Annotated in this window: 18 protein-coding genes; 13 read left to right on the top strand and 5 right to left on the bottom strand. The window is 66.5% G+C overall.

Features of this window, described 5'->3' with window-relative positions:
• Positions 1–10 precede the first annotated feature (10 nt).
• On the bottom strand, positions 11–634 hold the full coding sequence (locus tag CXR00_RS00340) for an isochorismatase family protein (protein ID WP_104052434.1): 624 nt from the start codon (positions 632–634) through the stop codon (positions 11–13).
• Positions 631–1,962: a nicotinate phosphoribosyltransferase gene (locus CXR00_RS00335; RefSeq protein ID WP_104053656.1), complete on the bottom strand. Its 1,332-nt coding sequence runs from the start codon at positions 1,960–1,962 to the stop codon at positions 631–633. The genes CXR00_RS00340 and CXR00_RS00335 overlap by 4 nt, the downstream gene beginning before the upstream one ends.
• An 86-nt stretch (positions 1,963–2,048) precedes the next feature.
• On the opposite strand from CXR00_RS00335, the gene clpS reads away from it, so the two are divergent.
• The 8 genes from clpS to CXR00_RS00295 all read left to right on the top strand — a co-directional run bounded on the left by clpS (position 2,049) and on the right by CXR00_RS00295 (position 8,358).
• On the top strand, positions 2,049–2,381 hold the full coding sequence (gene clpS / locus CXR00_RS00330; protein WP_104052433.1) for an ATP-dependent Clp protease adapter ClpS: 333 nt from the start codon (positions 2,049–2,051) through the stop codon (positions 2,379–2,381).
• 63 nt (positions 2,382–2,444) lie between these two features.
• On the top strand, positions 2,445–3,002 hold the full coding sequence (locus CXR00_RS00325) for a DUF2017 domain-containing protein (protein ID WP_104052432.1): 558 nt from the start codon (positions 2,445–2,447) through the stop codon (positions 3,000–3,002).
• 59 nt (positions 3,003–3,061) lie between these two features.
• Positions 3,062–4,042 carry a glutamate racemase gene (murI, locus tag CXR00_RS00320; protein WP_104052431.1) on the top strand — a complete coding sequence of 327 codons (981 nt, stop codon included), beginning with the start codon at positions 3,062–3,064 and terminating at the stop codon, positions 4,040–4,042.
• Positions 4,043–4,894, top strand: a complete 852-nt coding sequence (locus CXR00_RS00315; protein ID WP_104052430.1) for an MBL fold metallo-hydrolase — start codon at positions 4,043–4,045, stop codon at positions 4,892–4,894.
• A gap of 74 nt (positions 4,895–4,968) precedes the next feature.
• Positions 4,969–5,763: a ribonuclease PH gene (gene rph / locus CXR00_RS00310; protein ID WP_104052429.1), complete on the top strand. Its 795-nt coding sequence runs from the start codon at positions 4,969–4,971 to the stop codon at positions 5,761–5,763.
• A complete protein-coding gene (rdgB, locus tag CXR00_RS00305) occupies positions 5,760–6,392 on the top strand; it encodes an RdgB/HAM1 family non-canonical purine NTP pyrophosphatase (RefSeq protein ID WP_104052428.1) in 633 nt (210 codons plus the stop codon). The genes rph and rdgB overlap by 4 nt, the downstream gene beginning before the upstream one ends.
• Before the next feature lie 141 nt (positions 6,393–6,533).
• Positions 6,534–7,232, top strand: coding sequence for a DedA family protein (locus tag CXR00_RS00300; RefSeq protein WP_104052427.1), 699 nt, complete (start codon positions 6,534–6,536; stop codon positions 7,230–7,232).
• A 109-nt stretch (positions 7,233–7,341) separates the two neighbouring features.
• Entirely contained in the window at positions 7,342–8,358 is a 1,017-nt protein-coding gene (locus CXR00_RS00295) for an exonuclease domain-containing protein (protein ID WP_104052426.1), read from the top strand.
• Between the two features lie 16 nt (positions 8,359–8,374).
• Here the strand turns inward: CXR00_RS00295 and CXR00_RS00290 are convergent, their stop codons facing one another.
• The gene (locus tag CXR00_RS00290; protein ID WP_258060289.1) at positions 8,375–9,397 is read right to left on the bottom strand and encodes an ADP-ribosylglycohydrolase family protein; all 1,023 of its coding nucleotides are present in this window, start codon (positions 9,395–9,397) and stop codon (positions 8,375–8,377) included.
• 232 nt (positions 9,398–9,629) lie between these two features.
• Here CXR00_RS00290 and CXR00_RS00285 point away from each other — a divergent pair, with 232 nt between their 5' ends.
• The 5 genes from CXR00_RS00285 to CXR00_RS18170 all read left to right on the top strand — a co-directional run bounded on the left by CXR00_RS00285 (position 9,630) and on the right by CXR00_RS18170 (position 16,871).
• On the top strand, positions 9,630–10,658 hold the full coding sequence (locus CXR00_RS00285) for an MIP/aquaporin family protein (RefSeq protein ID WP_104052424.1): 1,029 nt from the start codon (positions 9,630–9,632) through the stop codon (positions 10,656–10,658).
• Positions 10,659–10,812: 154 nt separating this feature from the next.
• Entirely contained in the window at positions 10,813–11,976 is a 1,164-nt protein-coding gene (locus tag CXR00_RS00280; protein ID WP_104052423.1) for an exonuclease SbcCD subunit D, read from the top strand.
• A complete protein-coding gene (locus tag CXR00_RS00275; protein ID WP_104052422.1) occupies positions 11,973–15,068 on the top strand; it encodes an AAA family ATPase in 3,096 nt (1,031 codons plus the stop codon). The genes CXR00_RS00280 and CXR00_RS00275 overlap by 4 nt, the downstream gene beginning before the upstream one ends.
• Positions 15,069–15,171: 103 nt before the next feature.
• Complete coding sequence (locus tag CXR00_RS00270; RefSeq protein WP_104052421.1) at positions 15,172–16,527, top strand: MFS transporter; 1,356 nt, start codon at positions 15,172–15,174, stop codon at positions 16,525–16,527.
• Positions 16,528–16,700: 173 nt separating this feature from the next.
• Positions 16,701–16,871 carry a hypothetical protein gene (locus CXR00_RS18170; protein WP_181032240.1) on the top strand — a complete coding sequence of 57 codons (171 nt, stop codon included), beginning with the start codon at positions 16,701–16,703 and terminating at the stop codon, positions 16,869–16,871.
• Positions 16,872–16,960: 89 nt separating this feature from the next.
• Here CXR00_RS18170 and CXR00_RS00265 read toward each other — a convergent pair whose 3' ends face one another.
• Entirely contained in the window at positions 16,961–17,905 is a 945-nt protein-coding gene (locus tag CXR00_RS00265) for a serine/threonine-protein kinase (RefSeq protein ID WP_104052420.1), read from the bottom strand.
• Positions 17,906–18,140: 235 nt separating this feature from the next.
• Positions 18,141–18,953 (bottom strand): alpha/beta fold hydrolase, encoded by an 813-nt coding sequence (locus CXR00_RS00260; protein ID WP_258060230.1) that lies wholly within the window; start codon positions 18,951–18,953, stop codon positions 18,141–18,143.
• Positions 18,954–19,082 lie beyond the last annotated feature (129 nt).

Below are 19,082 nucleotides of genomic sequence, written 5' to 3'. Positions count from 1 at the left end.
GCGCGAACGCTTACAGGTCCAGCAGCTCCACTCCGGCGTCTTCCAGCTCGGCGAGCGCGGCACGGGTATCCGCGCGGTCGATTCCGGCGCACAGTTCGGGGATGACGTACGTGTCATAGCCGGCGGCGACGGCATCCAGTGCGGTGGCCCGGACGCAGTAGTCGGTGGTCAGGCCCACAATGACCACCTCATCGACGTCGTTCTCCCGAAGCCAGTCATCCAGGCTTACCGTTTCGGCCGGATCAGCCGGTGCGGCGGCCGCGTCCAGATCGCCCGTAGGCACTTCGTCTTCCGGGGCAAGCACCCCCTCGAAACCGGAATACGCGGCCTCGTACTGGCCTTTGCGGAAGAAAGCATCAATGTGTTCGGTGTCCAGGTCCGGGTGCGGGTTGGCTCCGGTTGTGCCGGCAACACAGTGCACCGGCCAGGACTCCTTGTAATCCGGGGTGTCGGAGAAGTGGGCGCCGGGCTCAATGTGCCAGTCCTGAGTGGCGGCCACAACGTCATAGCGGCCCAGCGTCGTCTCGATGTAGTCAGTGATGTCCGACGCCGTGTCGGCACCGCCGGGAACGGCGAGAGGACCTCCTTCACAGAAGTCGTTCTGGACATCAACAACAATCAGGGCGCGCGTCATGCTTCCTCCTCGTATTCTGTCGGGATCACCGGTTCGCCGCGCTGCAGGCGGTGTACGGCATCGGGCAGTTCATCCAGTGACGCGGTGTGCCGTTTGACTGCACGCTCCACGCCTTCGGCCCCGGTCCAGCCGGGAAGGATTTCGCCGTCGGCAACGAACTGCTCCAGCAGGGGACGGTCATTGCCGTCATCCAGCGGCCGGTGGCCAATGCCGATGACCTCTGCCGTGGCCGTTCCGTGCTCATTGAGCCGGCGCAGGGCGTACTTTCTCCCGCCGCGGGATGCCTTGTTCTTGGCTGCCTTGGCGACGGAGACAAACTCATGGTCGTCCCCTTCCCGGCTGACGAGCTTATAGACCATGCCAGCGGTCGGAGCCCCGGACCCGGTGACCAGGGAGGTTCCCACACCGTAGGCGTCCACCGGAGCAGAAGCCAGGGCGGCAATAGCGTATTCGTCCAGGTCCGAGGTCACCATGATGCGGGTTTCCGTGTTGCCGAGGTCATCCAGCAGCTCCCGAACCCAGCGGGCCTGGGCCACCAGGTCACCGGAATCCAGCCGGACGCCGCCAAGTTTCCGTCCCGCGACGGCGACGGCGTTGCGCACGCCGGCTTCGACGTCGTACGTGTCCACCAGGAGAGAAGTATTGGCGCCAAGGGAGCCCACCTGGGCTTCGAAGGCATCGCGCTCGGTGTCATGCAGGAGGGTGAAGGAGTGGGCTGCGGTGCCCACGGTCTTCAGGCCGTACCGGCGTCCCGCCTCCAGATTGGAGGTGCTGTCGAAGCCGGCGATGATCGCGGCGCGGGCTGCGGCGACGGCGGATTCCTCGTGCGTGCGGCGCGAGCCCATTTCGATGCAGGGGCGGCCGCCGGCAGCCATGACCATGCGGGACGCTGCCGAGGCGATGGCACTGTCATGGTTCAGGACCGAGAGCACCAGGGTTTCCAGGATGCAGGCTTCGGCGAAGGTGGACTCCACCGTAAGGATTGGCGAATTGGGGAAGTACGCCTCGCCCTCGGCGTAGCCGAAGATGTTGCCGGAGAACCGGAAATCCGCCAGCCATTGAAGGGTAGGCCCGTCCACTACGGCGGTGTCCGCCAGGAACTGCAGCTGGTCCTCGCCGAAGCGGAAGGCCGTGAGGGCCTCAAGGATCCGGCCGGTGCCGGCCACCACGCCGTACCGCCGTCCGTCGGGCAGCCTGCGGCCGAAGACCTCGAACACTGATCGCCGGGAGGCCGTGCCCGAGTGCAGGGCGGCCTGCAGCATGGTCAACTCGTAATGGTCTGTATAGAGGGCGGCATTTGGTTGGCGCCACGTTGAAGGGCTGTTCACAGTCAAAACTCTATCCCCCGTTCGCTTATTGAGTAGAAGGCATCCGGTGGCGGTTCTGCAACCGGGTCCAACCTACAATTGGAGTCATGACGTTGAGCACTGCACCCGGCGCTGTCCTGAGCACTTCAGCGGGCACCGACACCCTCGAGCGTACCGATACGGAGTCCCTGGTTGGCAAGGATGTGCCGTGGGTGGTGATCGTGTGGAATGACCCGGTGAACCTGATGAGCTATGTCAGCTACGTGTTCCGCAGCTACTTCGGGTATTCGGAGGCCAAAGCCAACAAGCTCATGATGGAAGTGCACGAGCAGGGCAAATCGGTGGTTGCCGCCGGCTCCCGCGAGTCCGCGGAGCGCGACACCACGGCCATGCACTCCTTCGGACTCTGGGCCACTTTTCAAAAGACCGACGAGCCCTAAACAGCGGTCCTCAACAGCGGCCAAAGCAGCACAGACCGGCACCGCCGGCGGATAGGAACAGACGTGGCTACCGGATTCAAATCCACCCGCAAGGGCATTTCGGCATCGCTGGATGCGGGGGAGCGGGAGCTGCTGCGCAGCCTGTTTGCCGATGTGCTGAACATGCTGGAACCGGAGACCCCCGCCGATGCGGACCCGCTGGCTGCCATGGTGGGTTTGGACACGAGCGCACGTGTGCCGGATGACTCCGCGCTGCGCCGTCTGCTGCCGGACGGGGTGCAGGGCGACGACGGCGAAGCCCTGGAATTCCGCCGCCTCACTGAGCGCTCGCTGCGGGAAAACAAGACCGGGGCACTGCGGGCGGCGTCGGTGCATCTGGAGTCCAAGCAGCTGCTGCTCAACGCCGAGCAGGCCCAGTATTTTGCCCGTGCACTCAACGATGTGCGGCTGGTGCTGGCGGACCGGCTCGGGCTGGAGACCGATGAAGACACCGAGCGGCTGCACGGGATCACGGACCCCTCCCAGGCCAAGGACGTAGACGGCTACCTGGCCTTGGTTTACAACTTCGTCACCTGGCTCCAGGAGACACTGATGCAGGCCATGATCCGTTCCCTGCTGTGATCAAGAGCACGTTGTACTGAGTACGCGCCGGGGCCCGCGAGGGCTATTGTCGATACATTATGAGCTCTGACCCGGGTAACTCCACGCTGACGAAAGAACCGCTGAAGGACGCACAGCGCCAGGATGCACCCATTGGCATCTTCGACTCCGGAGTGGGCGGACTGACTGTTGCCCGCGCGGTGATCGACCAGCTGCCCAATGAGTCGATTCTTTACGTGGGTGACACCGCCAAGGGACCGTACGGCCCCCTGCCCATTGCCGAAGTCCGCGCCAATGCGCTGGGCGTGATGGACGAACTGGTGGATTCGGGCGTCAAGCTCCTGGTGATCGCGTGCAACACCGCTTCTGCCGCAGTGCTGCGGGATGCCCGCGAGCGTTACACCCGCCGCTACGGCATTCCTGTCATTGAGGTTATCCAGCCGGCCGTGCGGCGTGCTGTGGCGGCCACCCGCTCCGGCCGGGTGGGCGTGATCGGTACTGAAGCCACTGTGGGATCCCGCGCCTACGACGACACGTTCGCTGCGGCACCGCACCTTGAGATCGCGTCCGTGGCATGCCCGGCCTTCGTGCAGTTTGTGGAGGCCGGAGTCACTGCCGGCCCGGATCTGCTGGCCACCGCCGAAGAGTACCTTGCACCGCTGAAGTCCCGGGACGTGGACACGCTGGTGCTGGGCTGCACCCACTACCCGCTGCTGACCGGTGTGATCTCCTACGTGATGGGCGACGGCGTCACGCTGGTTTCCAGCGCGGAGGAGACCGCCAAGGACGTCTACCGGGCCCTCATTTCGCATAACCTGCAGCGCACCGCGGACACCGCCCCGCAGCACCATTTCGTGGCCACGGGGGACGCGGCGTCGTTTGAACTGCTCGCCCGCCGCTTCCTTGGCCCCGAAGTCCTCAGCGTTGAACACGTCGAGAACGTGGCCGCCCACTATCCAACCGGCAGCATGGCCCGGGTCACCCCGGAGATGGTTGCCGCAGCCCGCTCCATCCACCGCGAAAACGGAAGGCCGCACGGCGCCCTTCGGAACGGCACCTAAATGAAACTGACCATAGTGGGCTGCAGCGGATCCTTTCCCGGACCGGCCTCTCCCGCCTCCTGCTACCTCGTGACCGCCAATGACGGCGTGCGCGACTGGCGCATCCTGCTGGATCTGGGCAACGGTTCCATGGGCGCACTGCAGCGCTACATGGACCTGCGAGACATCGATGCGGTCCTGCTGACCCACCTGCATCCGGACCACTGCATGGATCTATGCGGCCTGCATGTGGCGGTGCACTGGGATCCGGCCGGCTGGAACCGGGACCGGATCCTCGTCTGGGGCCCCAGGGACACGGCGGACCGCATGGCCACCGCTTACGGGCTGCCCGCTGACCCGGGCATGCATGAGGACTTTGAGTTTCACCACTGGACCAGCGGCGAGCCGGTGACCATCGGCCCCTTCACGGTCACGCCGTATCCGGTGCGGCATCCCGCGGACGAAGCATATGCGCTGCGGGTCCAGGCCACCGGCGTCGACGCCGAAGGCAATCCCGTGGTCCACACCCTGGCCTATTCCGGAGACACGGATTCCTGCGCAGGCTTGGAGGAGGCCGCCCGCAACAGCGACGTTTTCCTCTGCGAGGCGGCTTTCCATGAGGGCCGCGATGACGCCATCGAGGGTGTTCACCTGACCGGAAGGCGGGCCGGTGCCGCCGCTTCCGCCGCCAACGCGCGCCGGCTGCTGCTCACCCACCTTCCGGTGTGGAACGACGCAACCGTGTCCGTTGCCGAGGCCCGGGAAACCTACGCGGGAGACCTGGCGGTCGCCGTCGCGGGCGTCTCCTACGACGTCGGCAGTCCCTTCACCGTGCCGCTGGCCATGAATCCGGGGGTTCTTCCGGCCGGTTAGGCCCGCGGGAAGCCTTATCGATGAGCCCCGCCGGTCAGGCGGGTCCGGAGGGAGCCGGCCGATAGACTGGGCTCATGACTACAGCAGCAAACAATGCCTCTTCCACGCCTTCCGCAGGCTCCGCCGTCGTCCGTTCCGACGGCCGCACCCCCGACCAGCTGCGCGACATCACCATCACCCGCGGCTGGTCCAAGCAGGCGGAAGGTTCGGCGCTGATCGAGTTCGGCAACACCAAGGTGCTGTGCACCGCGTCCCTGACCGCCGGTGTTCCGCGCTGGCTCAAGGGCGAGGGCAAGGGCTGGGTCACTGCTGAATACGCCATGCTGCCGCGTGCCACGAATACCCGCAATGACCGCGAATCGGTCAAGGGCAAGCTCGGCGGCCGCACACACGAGATTTCCCGGCTGATCGGCCGCTCGCTGCGCTCCATCATCGATACCAAGGCCCTCGGCGAGAACACCATCGTCCTGGACTGCGATGTCCTGCAGGCCGACGGCGGCACCCGCACCGCCGCGATCACCGGCGCCTACGTGGCACTCGCCGATGCCCTGACATGGGCCAGGGACAACAAGCTGATTGCCCGCAACGCCCAGCCCCTGCTGGACACCGTGGCAGCCATCAGCGTGGGCATCATCGACGGTGTGCCCATGCTGGACCTGCCCTATGTGGAAGACGTCCGGGCCGAAACCGACATGAACGTGGTGGTCACCGGTTCCGGCAAGTTCGTAGAGGTGCAGGGCACCGCTGAAGGTGCACCGTTTGACCGCGACGAGCTGAACGCCCTGCTGGACCTGGCCCTGCTGGGTACGTCCGAGCTGGCCGAAATCCAGCGCCGTACCCTGGGTGAATCGCGCGGGGAAAACGAGTGAGCACGGGCGTTCCCGCCGGCGCCAGGCTCGTCCTGGCCACCCGGAATGCCGGCAAGCTGCGGGAACTGCGCGAACTGCTGCGCGGACGGATCGAGGGACTCGACGTCGACACCCAGGTGATTGATGCCGCCGCCGCAGGGGTTCCCGACGTTCCCGAAACCGGTGTGACCTTCGAGGCCAACTCGCTGCTTAAGGCCCGAGCCGTGGCGGAGGCAACAGGTCTGGCGGCCATCGCCGACGATTCCGGCCTGGCCGTGGACGTCCTGGGCGGAGCCCCGGGTATCTTCTCCGCCCGCTGGTCCGGACGGCACGGGGACGACGCCGCCAATCTGGACCTGCTGCTGGCGCAGCTGTCGGACATAGCGGACGAGCATCGAGGGGCAGCCTTCGTCTGCGCCGCGGCGCTGGCCCTGCCCGGCGGACACACCGTGGTGGAGCGGGCCGAACTGCGTGGGACCCTTCTCACAGCACCACGCGGAAACGGCGGCTTCGGCTATGACCCGATCCTGCGCCCGGAGGGATATGACCGCAGCTGCGCGGAGCTCTCGCCGGAGGAGAAAAACGCCATCAGCCACCGCGGACAGGCCTTCCGTGCCCTGCTCCCGGCGATCGTGGCGGCCCTGGCCTAAGGCCGCCCCGGGGGACGGCGGGCAGGTCCCTGCCATGCCCCCGTTCCGGCCCCGGCCACGCCGGTAAAACCCGATGAGCAGGCTGCCGCGCAGTGTCGGGTTTTCACCGGGGGCCCTCCGTAAGGCAGAATTGGGGTCAATATGACTACACAGATCCTTGCCTCAGTTGCCACCGCCAATACCGACGGATCGGCGCTGGGAGGGGTCGCTGACTGGGCCGTCAACGTCATGGAGACCATTGGTGCTCCCGGCGCGGGCCTGGCTATCGCCCTGGAGAACCTCTTTCCGCCGCTGCCCAGCGAGGTGATCCTGCCCCTGGCCGGATTCACCGCCAGCCAGGGCAACTTCTCGATCATCGAAGCCCTGATCTGGACCACCCTCGGCTCCGTCGTGGGTGCCTGGGCACTGTACGGACTCGGTGCCTGGCTGGGCCGGAACCGGATGCGTGCCCTGGTCTCGAAGGTTCCCCTCGTGGACCTGGAGGACGTGGACAAGGTGGAGGCCTGGTTCAACCGCCACGGTTACAAGGCGGTGTTCTTTGGCCGGATGATTCCCATCTTCCGCAGCCTCATCTCCATTCCCGCCGGCATCGAACGGATGCCCATCTGGAAGTTCCTGGGCCTGACCACGGCGGGCAGCCTGATCTGGAACGCCATCTTTGTCTTTGCCGGGTTCTACCTGGGCGAGAGCTGGCACGTGGTGGAGGAATACGCCGGGATCTTCCAGAAGATCGTCATCGTGGCGTGCGTCCTGGTTGCTGCGTGGTACGTGGTGAGCAAGGTCCGCTCGCACCGGCGCAAGAAGGCAGCCCCTCCGGTCCAGCCGGTCGACGGCGAATAGGCTCCGCAGCCCTCTGCCGCACCGCCTTATCAAAGGACCGCAGCACCGTCTGCCTTCACAGACGTGTGCACAGAACCCGCTTGAACAGAACTAAGGAACCGAACACCGCGTGGGAATTGAATTCACGGCCATCGACTTCGAAACGGCCAACGGATTCAGGGGCTCGCCCTGTTCGGTGGGACTGGTCAAGGTGCGGGACGGCGTCATCGTTGATGAAGTGTCCTGGCTGATGCGGCCGCCGGCCGGCCATGACTTTTTCGATCCACGCAACACCCGCATCCACGGCATCAAAGCCCCGATGGTGGCCGGTGCCCCCCGCTTTGGGGAGCTGTTTCCGGAGATCGGCGCGTTCATCGGCGAGGACCTGCTGGTGGCCCACAACGCCGCCTTTGACATGGGGGTCATCCGCTCCGCACTGGAGGTCTCCGACCTGCCCGGACCGGCCTATGACTACACCTGTTCCGTGGTGCATTCCCGCCGGACCTATTCCCTGGTGTCGCATTCCCTGCCGTTCGCGGCCGAGGCCGCGGGCGTACCGTTGAAGAACCACCACGACGCCGTGGAGGACGCCCGGGCGTGCGCGGGGATCATGCTGGATATCGTGCGCCGCAGCGGAGCCCCGGACATGCCCGGCTTTTTCGCCGTCCAGGGCATGGTGCCGTCCCGGCTGCCTGCCTACATCCCCGGCGTCGACGCCCTGTCCAAGGCGACACGGGCTGCACTGGAACGCGGAACCGGCACGGAAACCAAGGCTGCCGCCACCGGATGGGCAGGCTGGCCGGTGGAAGGGGAGAACCCGCCGCCCAACCTGCTCGCTGACAGCAGCCACCCGCTGTACGGACAAACCGTGGTGTTCAGCGGAAACCTCGGCATGTCCCGCGAGTCGGCCAAGAAGCTTGCCGCTGATCTTGGTGCCAAGCCCGCTTCCAACGTCACCCGGGCCACCACCGTGCTGGTAATGGGAGACGGCTTTGAAGCCGGGGACCTGCGCAACGGCGTCCTGACGGGCAAGGCCCGCCGGGTCCTGGACCTGCACGGCAAGGGCCAGCGCATTGAGGTGCTGTCCGAACCGGAGTTCCTGCGCATGATCGACGGGACCTGGCCCGGAACGCTCCGGCGGGCTTAGCCCTGCTTAGCCCGGCTTAGCCCGCGGTGGTTGCGGCGGTAAACTGCCGGGCCAGTTCCTCAATAACCTCGCGGCCGTCCAGGGCGGCCAGCCATTCTTCCGGCAGCGCTTCGGTGCCGTACAGCGTGCCCAGGATGTTGCCGGTGACGGAGCCCGTGGAGTCGCTGTCGCCGTCGTGGTTCACGGCCAGTGCCAGGGCGGCACGGAAATGTTCCTGCGGCGTGGCGGCTGACGCCGTCGCCAGGGCCGCATAGAGGCCGATCGCCAGCGCTTCTTCAGCCACCCACCCCTCGCCCAGGGTGCTGGTCAGCTTTTCGGGCGGGACAGGGCCGGACCGGGCCAGGGACACGGCGGCGGCCAGCCGCTCTGCCAGCTCGGGCACTCCGCTTGCTCCGGCCCGCTCCAACGCCGTCTCTGCGGCGTCCTGCAGGGAAGCCGCCGGATCCAGAAGGTCGTGGATCAGGGTCGAGAACACTGCCGCGCTGTGCAGCGCCGACGGATGCCCGTGCGTGAGTGCCGCCGCATCTTCGCTGAGCCGGTAGACCATTGCGGTCTCCACATAGGGCAGCAGCCCAAAAGGCGCCGAACGCATCACCGTTCCGCAGCCCTTGGAATCCGGATTGACCGGCCGGAACTTGGTGCCCATGTCCGGGCCCGACAGCCCGGACAGGCAGGCATTCCCCGGCGCGCGGCGGTGGTGGAGCACGGTCTGGGAATCAATCCACCGGGCCGGAGGGCTGGGCGCCCCCGGATCTAGCGCGACGCCCTGGGTCTTCAGCCAGCGCAGATAGGCCAGCCACAGGCAGGCTGTTTCGTCGGCTCCCAGGCCTGCGTTGGCCCATTCCAGCGCTTCCAGGAGTCCGTCCACCGTGTAGAGGGTCATCTGGGTGTCGTCGGAGAACGGAACAGGAGCCGGCAGGACGGAAATGTCCCGGAGGCCGTCCGGACCGAAGGCGCTGCGGATCTCAGGCAGGCGGGAAAACTCCACCGCATAGCCCAGCGCATCACCCAAGGCTCCGCCCAACAGACAGCCGAGCACTTTTCCTGACTGGCCATTGCGCGGATGATGGGAGGAAGCCGCGCCGGACCCGCTGAGAGAAGGGTCAGGGGCAGATGACTGTTCAGGGTTCAAGCTCACGGTTCCAGCATATCGAGCATGCAGGCCCAGCGAGTCCCCAGCTGGTTCACAGCGGGAAATGGAAAGCTGGGTGAGTTTGCTTTGCTTCGGAAGAAGCTAAGCTCCGCCAACGAGGAAGAGGACACCTTTGCCAATGAATCCCGAGCCCATCTCCGCCGGCGGCGCGCGCGCCGCAGAACCCGCCGCCCATACCGCACCCCGCAAGCGGCTGCACAGCTACGGGCTGCTGGGCCGCAGCATCGCGGAGGGCGTGGGATCGTTTCTGCTGGTCTTCGCAACAGCCGTGGCGATCTTCAGCGGAACCGGAGGAGTTTCTTCCCCGCTGGGTGTCGGGCTCGCCGCCGCCGCCGCCATGGTCGCTTTCGGCTACGTGTCCGGAGGACACTTCAACCCGGCCATTAGCCTGGGCAGCGCCGCTGCCGGCCGCACGTCGTGGAAAGCACTTCCCGTCTATGTCGTGGCACAGCTTATCGGTGCGCTCCTGGCCTACCTGATCCTGTGGGTCCTCTTTCAGGGCCATCCTGAGCTGACTGACACGCGCCAGATCTTCAGCGTGCTGGCCAACGGCTACGGTACCGATTACCAGCTGGGATTCCCGCTCGCCAGCGCACTGCTCGCCGAGGTGGTGGCCACCGCGCTGCTGGTTGCCGTGTTCCTGGGCGCCTCCGCCCGCCGTATTCCCGCTGTCTCGGCGGCCTTCGCCGTCGGCGTGACCTACGCGGTCCTGCTCAGCATTCTGGCCCCGATCACCGGAGGCTCCCTGAACCCGGCCCGTTCCACCGCCGCAGCCATTTTTGCGGGCGGCGATTCCCTGGAGCAGCTGTGGTTGTTCTGGGCTGCCCCGGTTTTGGGTGCCCTGATTGCCGGACTGATCTACCGCAGCGTCCACCTGAGCGTGTCCGATGCGCAGCGCGGTGACGACACAGACGAGGATGCGGACTTGCTGGCTGACGAGGCCGACGGGGCCGACGATGCCAATGAGCTCGATGACGCCGACGTTGAGGAGGCCAAGGCACAGCACCCGTCCGGGACCGCAACGGGAACGGTGGCGGGCGCATCAGCCGCGGCACCGACGAAGATGTCCCGGGAAAACGACGAAGACGCCCGAGGATTCTTTGACGGCGACGACGACGGCGGCCGCCCGGGTACCGGTCGGCGCTAAACCGGGCACCGGGACACGCCGGGGCTGCCTCGGCTCATCCCCTTAGCTCACCGCCAACGCCCGCCCCTCCCGCCGTCCTGCGGCGCACAGGGGTGGGCGTTGTCATGTCCGGGGTGTCCGGGGAGTGTCAGTGCAGCGATGTAGTTTTGTTGGTATGCGAATACTGCACACCTCCGATTGGCATTTGGGCCGTTCCTTCCACGGAGTGGGGATGCTCAGCGCCCAACAGCAGTTCATCGACCGGCTCGTGCAGACGGTTCGTGAGCGGGAGGTGGACGCGGTCCTGATCGCCGGAGATGTCTACGACCGCGCACTCCCGGGGGTCGACGTCGTCCGCCTGCTGGATTCGGCCCTGGATCGCATCACCGCTGCCGGCGCAAAAGTCATCCTCTCCAGCGGCAACCATGATTCCGCGGCCCGCCTCGGCTTCGGCAGCCGCATCTTCGAGCGCGGGGGCGTGTACCTGCGGACCCGGATCACTGAGATTCCGGAGCCGGTCCTGCTGGAAACCGGCGGTCCACCCGTGGCGGTCTACGGCATCCCCTATCTTGAACCGCGCCTGGCTGCACCGGAGCTGGGAGTGGACACCCCGCACCATGAAACCGTCATCGGCGAAGCCGTCCGCCGGATCCTGGAGGATGTGCAGCGCCGGGCCGCGGACGGAACGCCGGTGCACCCCGTGGTCATGGCGCACGTCTTCGCCAGCGGCGGCATCACCACGGACAGTGAGCGGGACCTCACCGTGGGCGGGGTGGGTGCCGTGCCGCTGGACCTCTTTGACTCGTTCGCCTACACCGCCCTGGGCCACCTGCACGGCCGGCAGGAACTGAGCCCGTCCGTCCGTTACAGCGGCTCTCCGCTGCCGTACTCCTTCTCCGAAGCACGCCAGCAGAAGGGCGGACTGATGGTGGAGTTCGACGCCGGCGGCCTGGCTTCGGTGGAACCTGTCCTGTGGCCTGCCCCGCGCCGGCTGGCGGTCCTGCGGGGGACGCTGGAGCACCTGCTCGCAGATCCCGGCCTCGCTGACGCCGAAGACGCCTACTGCCAGATCACCCTGACCGACGACGAACGTCCCGCCAAAGCCATGGAACGGCTGCGCACCCGCTTCCCGGACACTTTGGTGCTGTCCTTTGACCCGGCGTCCGGGCCGCGCACAGCCAACCAGACGTACAGCCAGCGGCTGGCCCGGGCCACGGATGACCTGGAGATCTGCTGCGGGTTCCTGGACCATGTCCGCTCCCGGCAGGCGGACGAGCAGGAGAAGAAGCTCTTCGCCGAAGTCCTGTCCAAGGTCCAGTCAGCGGAGGCTGCACAGTGAGGATCCACCGGCTGGAAATCCAGGCCTTCGGACCGTTCGCGGACCGGCAGGTCATCGACTTCGATGAGCTCGGCGCCCACGGACTGTTCCTGCTCAACGGACCCACGGGTGCGGGAAAAACCAGCATCCTGGACGCCATCTGCTATGCCCTGTACGGATCCGTTCCCGGTTCCCGGCAAACGTCCAAACGGCTGCGCAGCGACCACGCGGCACCGGACACCGCCCCGGAGGTCCTGTGCGAGTTCAGTTCCGGCGACCGCCGCTTCGAAGTGGTGCGCACCCCGGCCTGGGACCGTCCGGCCAAGCGCGGCACCGGAAAAACCGTGCTCGAGCAGGCGAAGACCACCCTGCGCGAACTCGTGAACGGGGAGTGGGTCCAGAAGACCGCCCGCAATGATGAAGCAGGCGTCGAGATCAGGGCCCTGATGGGCATGGACAAGGAGCAGTTCACCCGCGTGGTTCTGCTGCCGCAGGGGGACTTCGCAGCATTCCTGCAGGCCGACGCCGCCAGCCGGTCCGCGCTGCTGCAGAAACTGTTCGGCACCACAAGGTTCGAGAACATCGAAGCCCAGCTCAAGGCGGATCTAGCCGTAGCCGAGCGCGAGATGAACGCCGTCCGCGCCGAAAGCGAGCATGTGATGCGCCGGGCGCGCGATGAAATGGAGCGCTGGGCGGAGAGCACTGCCGAGGATGCGGACGGCGCTGCCCCGGACACAGGCGGGGACGCAGAAACAGATCAGCCCGGAACCGGAGAGGCGGCCGGGGTGGAAGAATTCCGCCGGCTCCTTGCTGCGCGTACGGAGGCTGCACGGGAAGAGCACACCGTCCTTGCCGCTGCACTGCGGGAAGCGGAGCACACACGTTCGGACGTGGAAGCGCGCCGTGCCCGCGGAATTGCCCGGGAACAGCTCGAACGTGATGAACAGGCTCATGCCGCCCGCCGGGATGAAGTGGAACCTGTGCGCGATGCCCTCGAACGGCACCTTCGTGCCGAGTCATTGAGCGGTTTCGTCCGCGCCGTCGATACCGCCCGGGAACGGCTTCGGGTTCGGGAGGAAACGGCGGGGCAGGCACAGGAAGCGCTGCTGGGGCATGCTCTGGCAGCAGGGTTCGGGCTCACCGAAACGGCAGCGGCGGAAGGCGACTTTGCGCCGGTGCTGCTTGCCGCCGAGGACCGGTTGACCGCGGAGCTTGGCGCCGCCGAAGCTGCGCTGGCCGAGGAAGAACGCATCGGCGACCTGAAAGCGGAGCTCACTGACGCGGTTAACCGGGGCAGTACCAGCCGGGCCGCGGCCGCTGCAGCCGAGGCCGCGGGGGAGACACTCCGTGCCGAACAGTCCGAGGTGACCCGGGAACTGGAATCGCTTCGGCAGCAGGCCTCCCGGCAGGAAACCGCGCAGAAAGAGGTGGACCGGGCGCGTGCCCTGACACATGCCATCAGCGAGTACGCGCATGCCTCTGTCACCGCTGCAGAGTCCGAGGCGGAGGCGGCCCGCCTGCGCGGAACCTACCAGGACCTCCGCCAGGCATGGCAGGACCTGCAGCAGCGCCGGTTGGATCAAGCAGCAGCGGAGCTGGCGGGACGGCTGGAGGACGGGAAGGGCTGCCCGGTCTGCGGCAGCAGCGTTCATCCCGCCCCGGCTGCCCTGCCCGACGGCGAAAACGCCGTCACCAAGCAGGACGAGGATGAGGCACGCCGGCTCACCCGGTCCGCGGAAGCCGCGTTCGAAGCCGCACGGCTGCGCGCGGACAAGGACAACCGCCGCCTCGCCGAACTGCGGATCCAGGGCGGTGACGGGGATGCGGAGTCAGCCAAGGCACAGGAAGAAGCAGCGGAGAGTGCCCTGGCCGCGGCTGTGGCTGCTGCCGCAGCACTGGACACCGCCGTCGCGCGCTGCGCGGAGCTGACCCAAAAACTGGACGATCTTGCCGAGGAAGCGGCCGCAGCGCTGGTTGCTGCGGCGCAGGCGCAGGAGCAGCAGCTGTCGGCAGAGCGCCGGATCACCGATCTGACCGGCCGTGTGCAGGCTGCCCGCGACGGTTTCGCGACACTCGCCGAGAGAGTGAACTGCCTTGCCGGGCTCCGCGCCCTCATCAGTGCGGCGCGGCGATCCCTCGCCGAGCTGCAGACAGCGCGGGACAACGCAGCCGAGGCCGACGACGACCTGGCTGCCCGGCTGCGGGATTCCGACTTCGACACCGTTCAGGATGTGCGCGGAGCCCTGTTGGATGAGGGAGCCGCCGCCGACGCCAAACGCACCGTGAGCCGGTACGACCAGGAGGGCCAGCGGCTGGTTCTGCGCCGTGAAGGCGAGGACTCGGCAGCCGATGTGGACGGGGACGGCGAACCCCTTCCGGTGCCCGAAGAGGAGGATCTGGTCCTCGCCTCGGACGCCGCTGCGTCCGCCCGCACCCGACTGACGGAATGCTCGGTCCAGCTGGGTCTGCTGGAAGCATCCACGAAGGCGCTGCAGTCCTATGGAGTGGAACTGGCAGCGGCCGCCGAACGGATCCGTCCCCTGGAGGAGCGGTACAACCTTCTGCGCTCTGTCACCGACACAGCGCGCGGGGGAGGGGAGAACGGCTACAAGATGACACTGAGCACCTACGTGCTGGCTGCACGCCTGGAGCAGGTGGCCGCGGCCGCCACTGAACGGTTGTCAGCGATGACGGGCGGTCGTTATGCGCTGGTGCACAGCGACTCCACCGCCGGCAACAGGAAGTCCGGACTGGGCCTGCACGTCACTGATGCCTGGACCGGGCAGCACCGGGACACCTCCACTCTTTCGGGTGGCGAGAGCTTCATGGCATCTTTGGCCCTTGCTCTGGGCCTGGCCGACGTTGTCCAGCAGGAAGCAGGGGGTGTGAGCATCGAGACCCTGTTCGTTGATGAGGGTTTCGGCAGCTTGGACGAGACCTCCCTGGAACAGGTCATGGACGCACTGGAAGGGCTGCGCGACGGCGGCCGGGTAGTGGGGCTGGTCAGCCACGTGGCGGAAATGAAGCAGCGGATCGGGGCGCAGCTGCAGATCACCAAGGGGCGCAACGGGTCTTCCGTCCGCTTCTCTGCCGGGAACCCGGTGGGGGTGTAGGCCGCCCTGCAGAGATCCCGATGGGAAGGTAAGCTTGATGCGTAACCGGGTTCGGCGCATCGGGAGGGGGGACGATGCGCGATGCAACGTATCTGGACATCGTATGAGTAATAACTTGTCTTCCCCCTCCATCTCCCCTCAGGCTCCCGATCAGGACCCTGCTCCGGACCAGGCTGCCGCAGAAACTGCCGGCCGCTACGCCCGGATTTTCGCAATGGCGGGCCGCGGTTTTGTCCCGGTCGCCTTCCTGGCCCGGCTTCCCCTGGCCATGCTGACCATCGGTGCCCTGACCCTGGTCACGAGTGTCACCGGTTCCTACGCCACCGGCGGTTTGGCTGCCGGTGCTGTCGGCATCGGCTCGGCCCTCGGTGCTCCCATCCTTGGCTATGTGGCCGACCGTGTCGGGCAGCGGCCGGTTCTGCTGACCGCCGCCGTCGTCAACCCGCTGGCCATCGCATTAACCCTGTACATGGCCTTTCAGCTGCCCGATGCTTCCACCCCCTACGCGGCGTTCGCCACCGCCTTTCTGATGGGGGCCACGTGCCCCCAGGTGGGTCCGCTCGCGCGTGTCCGCTGGATGGCCATGACGGCGGGGAAAAACTCCACGGGCACCCGGGACCTGGACACCGCTATGTCCTATGAAGGAACCGCGGATGAACTGAGCTTCGTCCTCGGTCCGGCGCTCGTCGGGCTGCTCGCCGCTGCCGTCGCACCCTGGCTCCCGCTGGCCATCGCCGCTGTCCTGACCCTGAGCATGGTCAGCGCTTTTGCCGTGCATCCCACGGTCCGCACCGTGGTTCCGGCCCGTGCTGCACGTGCAGCCCGCGAAGGGCGGGAAACCGCTGCCGCTGCCGCCGGCGAAGAGACCGCGCCCGCCGCCGTGGAGCCGCGTGCCGACTGGCTGCTCATTGCGCTCCCCGTCCTCGGCATGGTGGCCATGGGAACGTTCTTCGGCGGAACGCAAACCAGCCTCACCGCTTTCGGCGGCCTCTTCGACATCTCCTCGGCCGCCGGCCTGCTGTACGCCGTTATGGGAATCAGCTCGGCCGCCGCAGCTCTGTCCGTGGCCTTCTGGCCCGAACGGTTCGGACCGGCAGCGCGGTGGATGGCCGCAGCCGCTGCCATGACGGCGTTCTCCGTGCTCCTCTTATTCCCCGCGGACATTCCCACCATGCTGGTGGCGCTCTTTGTTCTGGGCATTCCGGTGGGCCCCACCATGGTCAGCATCTTTGGTATTGGAGCGGTGGTTGCGCCCCGTCACCTGATGGGCACGGTCATGACCATGCTCGCCAGCGGAGTTGTTACCGGAACCGCGCTGGGTGCCGCCCTGGCCGGCCGGCTCGCGGACAGCCACGGTCACCAGGCAGCCTTCATGGTCACGGTGGGTGCGGCGGCTGCGCTGCTGGTGCTGAGCCTGGTCACCCGCTGGGCCGTCGCCTCGCGCCGCCGTCGCGCCTGACTGTCTCAGCGGTCCGGTTCCAACCCGGCCAGCGGCACGTTCCCAAACCGGCCGCAGCGGCCGGTTTGGGAACGGTGCGGCCCGGCCGCTGTCCCGTCCATGCTCAGGTGCCTTAGTATCGAAGGAAGCGCCGGAATAGTCGGCGGGAGCCGCAGCGGATGAGGAGACCCACCATGGGCAGCGAAAAGAACCCCAACGAGGACCAGTCCAAGGGCGGGGAGAAGACCACGGGTCCCGAGGGCACCATCCCCGACACCGAGGACGGCGTAGCCGCCGCGTCCACGGATGAGCCCTCGAATTTTGAGCCTGAGGAAGACCAGGAGTCGGCCGAAGGTTCCAAGTAGGACAAGCCGCGCTGGGATGGAGAAAGCCCGGACCGACATGAATCGGTCCGGGCTTCTTTGTGCCGTTCGCTGGCCCCGCCCCGGCTCTTCTAAAGGCTGGGTGCGTGTGCCGGCGGCAGCGGAATGTAAATATTCCCGGTGGTGACTCCGCCGGTGACGGCGTCGTCAGGGCCGAAGTCTGCGGAAGCAACAGCATGCTGAAGGGCGTCGGACTCTGCGGCCAGAGCCCGGAGGGCGCCCGCCGCATCGTGGGCTTCGGGACGGGCCTCCACAGTCCTTGCCGTCATTGACTTCAACAGGTCCACCCACTCGGTGCCAAGGTCCGCCGGAATCTCCGGATCTCGGACCAAGCGTGCGACGGCGGACTCGACGGTAGGGCCCGGAAAGGCTTTTTCTCCGGTCAGGCATTCCAGAAGCACCAGGCCCAGGGAGTAGATGTCGGTGCGCGGCTCAACCGCACCGCCCAGTGCCTGTTCCGGGCTCAAATAGTTTGCCGTGCCGATGGTCGCGCCGTGTGCCGTGGCCATAGTTGCGTCAGTCATTCGGGCGATGCCAAAATCCGTCAGCTTCGGGTAGAGCCGGGTGTCGTTTTCATCCTGCGGATACAGCAGGATATTCGCGGGCTTCACATCCCGGTGAATGACCCCGTTGGAATGCACATAATTCAGGGCATCTGCCAGGTCGGCGCCCAAAGAGGCGGTTCCGGACGGCGTCAGCGGACCGGATTTGAGCGTTTTGCGAAGGTCAGGTCCGTCCACGAGCTCCATGACCAGATAGGTTGATGCCCGGCCGTCTTCCTCTTCGAAGGTGCCTGCATCGAGCAAAGTCACCAGCCCGGGATGGTTCAGCGTGGCCAGCAGCAGCGTCTCGGTCTGCTGGCGGCGGAACTCATCGTCATCACTGACGTCGGGATGGAAGCGTTTGACGGCAACTTCCCGGTTTAGGTTCTCATCCACTGCGCGGTAAACCGAAGCAGCGCCGCCGGTGCCCAAAAGCTCAACGGTGCGGTACCGGTGCCCAAGGAGTACATCCACGGGTGTCCTCCTTGAGGTGAATCGACATAAAGAAGAAAGAGCGGCAGGCGGCATTCGGGTGTCAGTCCTGTCACGGATAACCGAATTAATCAGTAGCCTGATTAAAACGCTTCTGCTCTGCTCGCCAAATCATCATATCCTGCTGACTTAGCGGCAGTGCGCACCCCGTTGCCGGTTTTATCAACTCGTAATATGCCATCACGCACATGTTCCCCGGCGCCGGGGGAGGCGACGTTCAGGCAAGGAATGAGACAGCCGCCTGCTTAAAGGTTCGTGAGGTGACGGCGTTGGCATGGGTGCGGCCAGGCAGCAGGAGCACCTCCGCCTGACCGGACAGTTCTGCCAGCTCCGGGATGCCGGTTGCAAAAGTGTCGAGGTCGCCGGCCACGAGCAGCAGCGGCATCCGGGGAGCGGCACCGGCCGGAACAAACCGTTCTTCCTTGATCGCTTCCACCATTCCCAGCAAGGCTGCCATGTCGTTGCCGGGAATCACCTGCGCCATTCGCAGCAACTCGGCAGTGACGCCGTCGGCCGTCTCTGAGCCCCCGGCGAGGCTCTCCCGCGCACCCGCCAGATCAAAATCGGCAAGCGGATCGCTGCTGCCCGGACCACCCAGGACCATGCGGTGCACCAGATCGGGCTGGGTGGCCCCAAGCTCCCAGGCCAGCCGGGAGCCCAGGGAATAGCCGACGATGTCCACGCCTGACGCCGGGTCGTCGTCGGCCAGCGGGAGAACGCCGGCATCCGTCAGCAACTGCAGCAAGTCCGCCCGGATACGGCTGGGCCGGTAGGCTGCCGGATCGGCAGGTGCAGCACTGCGCCCGTGTCCGGGCAGGTCCACGGTGATTACCGTTCTGCGGGCGGCGGTCAAAGTGTTCACCCAGCCCGTGTTGTGCCAGTTCAGCTGCGACGAGGAGGCGAAGCCGTGCAGGAGCAGCACCGGTCGCATTGGCCGTGCGCCGCCGCCGGGCAGGACAACTTCGGCAAACAGGCCGGGATTGATGCCTTCCACGGCTCGTACCTGCAGGGGGACAGGGGTTTCGGCCACGCCGGTACTCCAATGCTTGCTGGGTCCAGGGGAGACGGGTTCGATGTACGGGGATTCGTCATCTTCAAAGCCGTCCCGAGAGATACGGTACGTCGATTTTCCCGGAAGTCCCTCTGCCGCGCCGCGCGG

Source organism: Arthrobacter sp. 9E16 (assembly GCF_002929435.1).
Classification (GTDB): Bacteria; Actinomycetota; Actinomycetes; order Actinomycetales; family Micrococcaceae; genus Arthrobacter_B; species Arthrobacter_B sunyaminii.
This window is presented reverse-complemented; position numbering and strand designations above follow the sequence as displayed.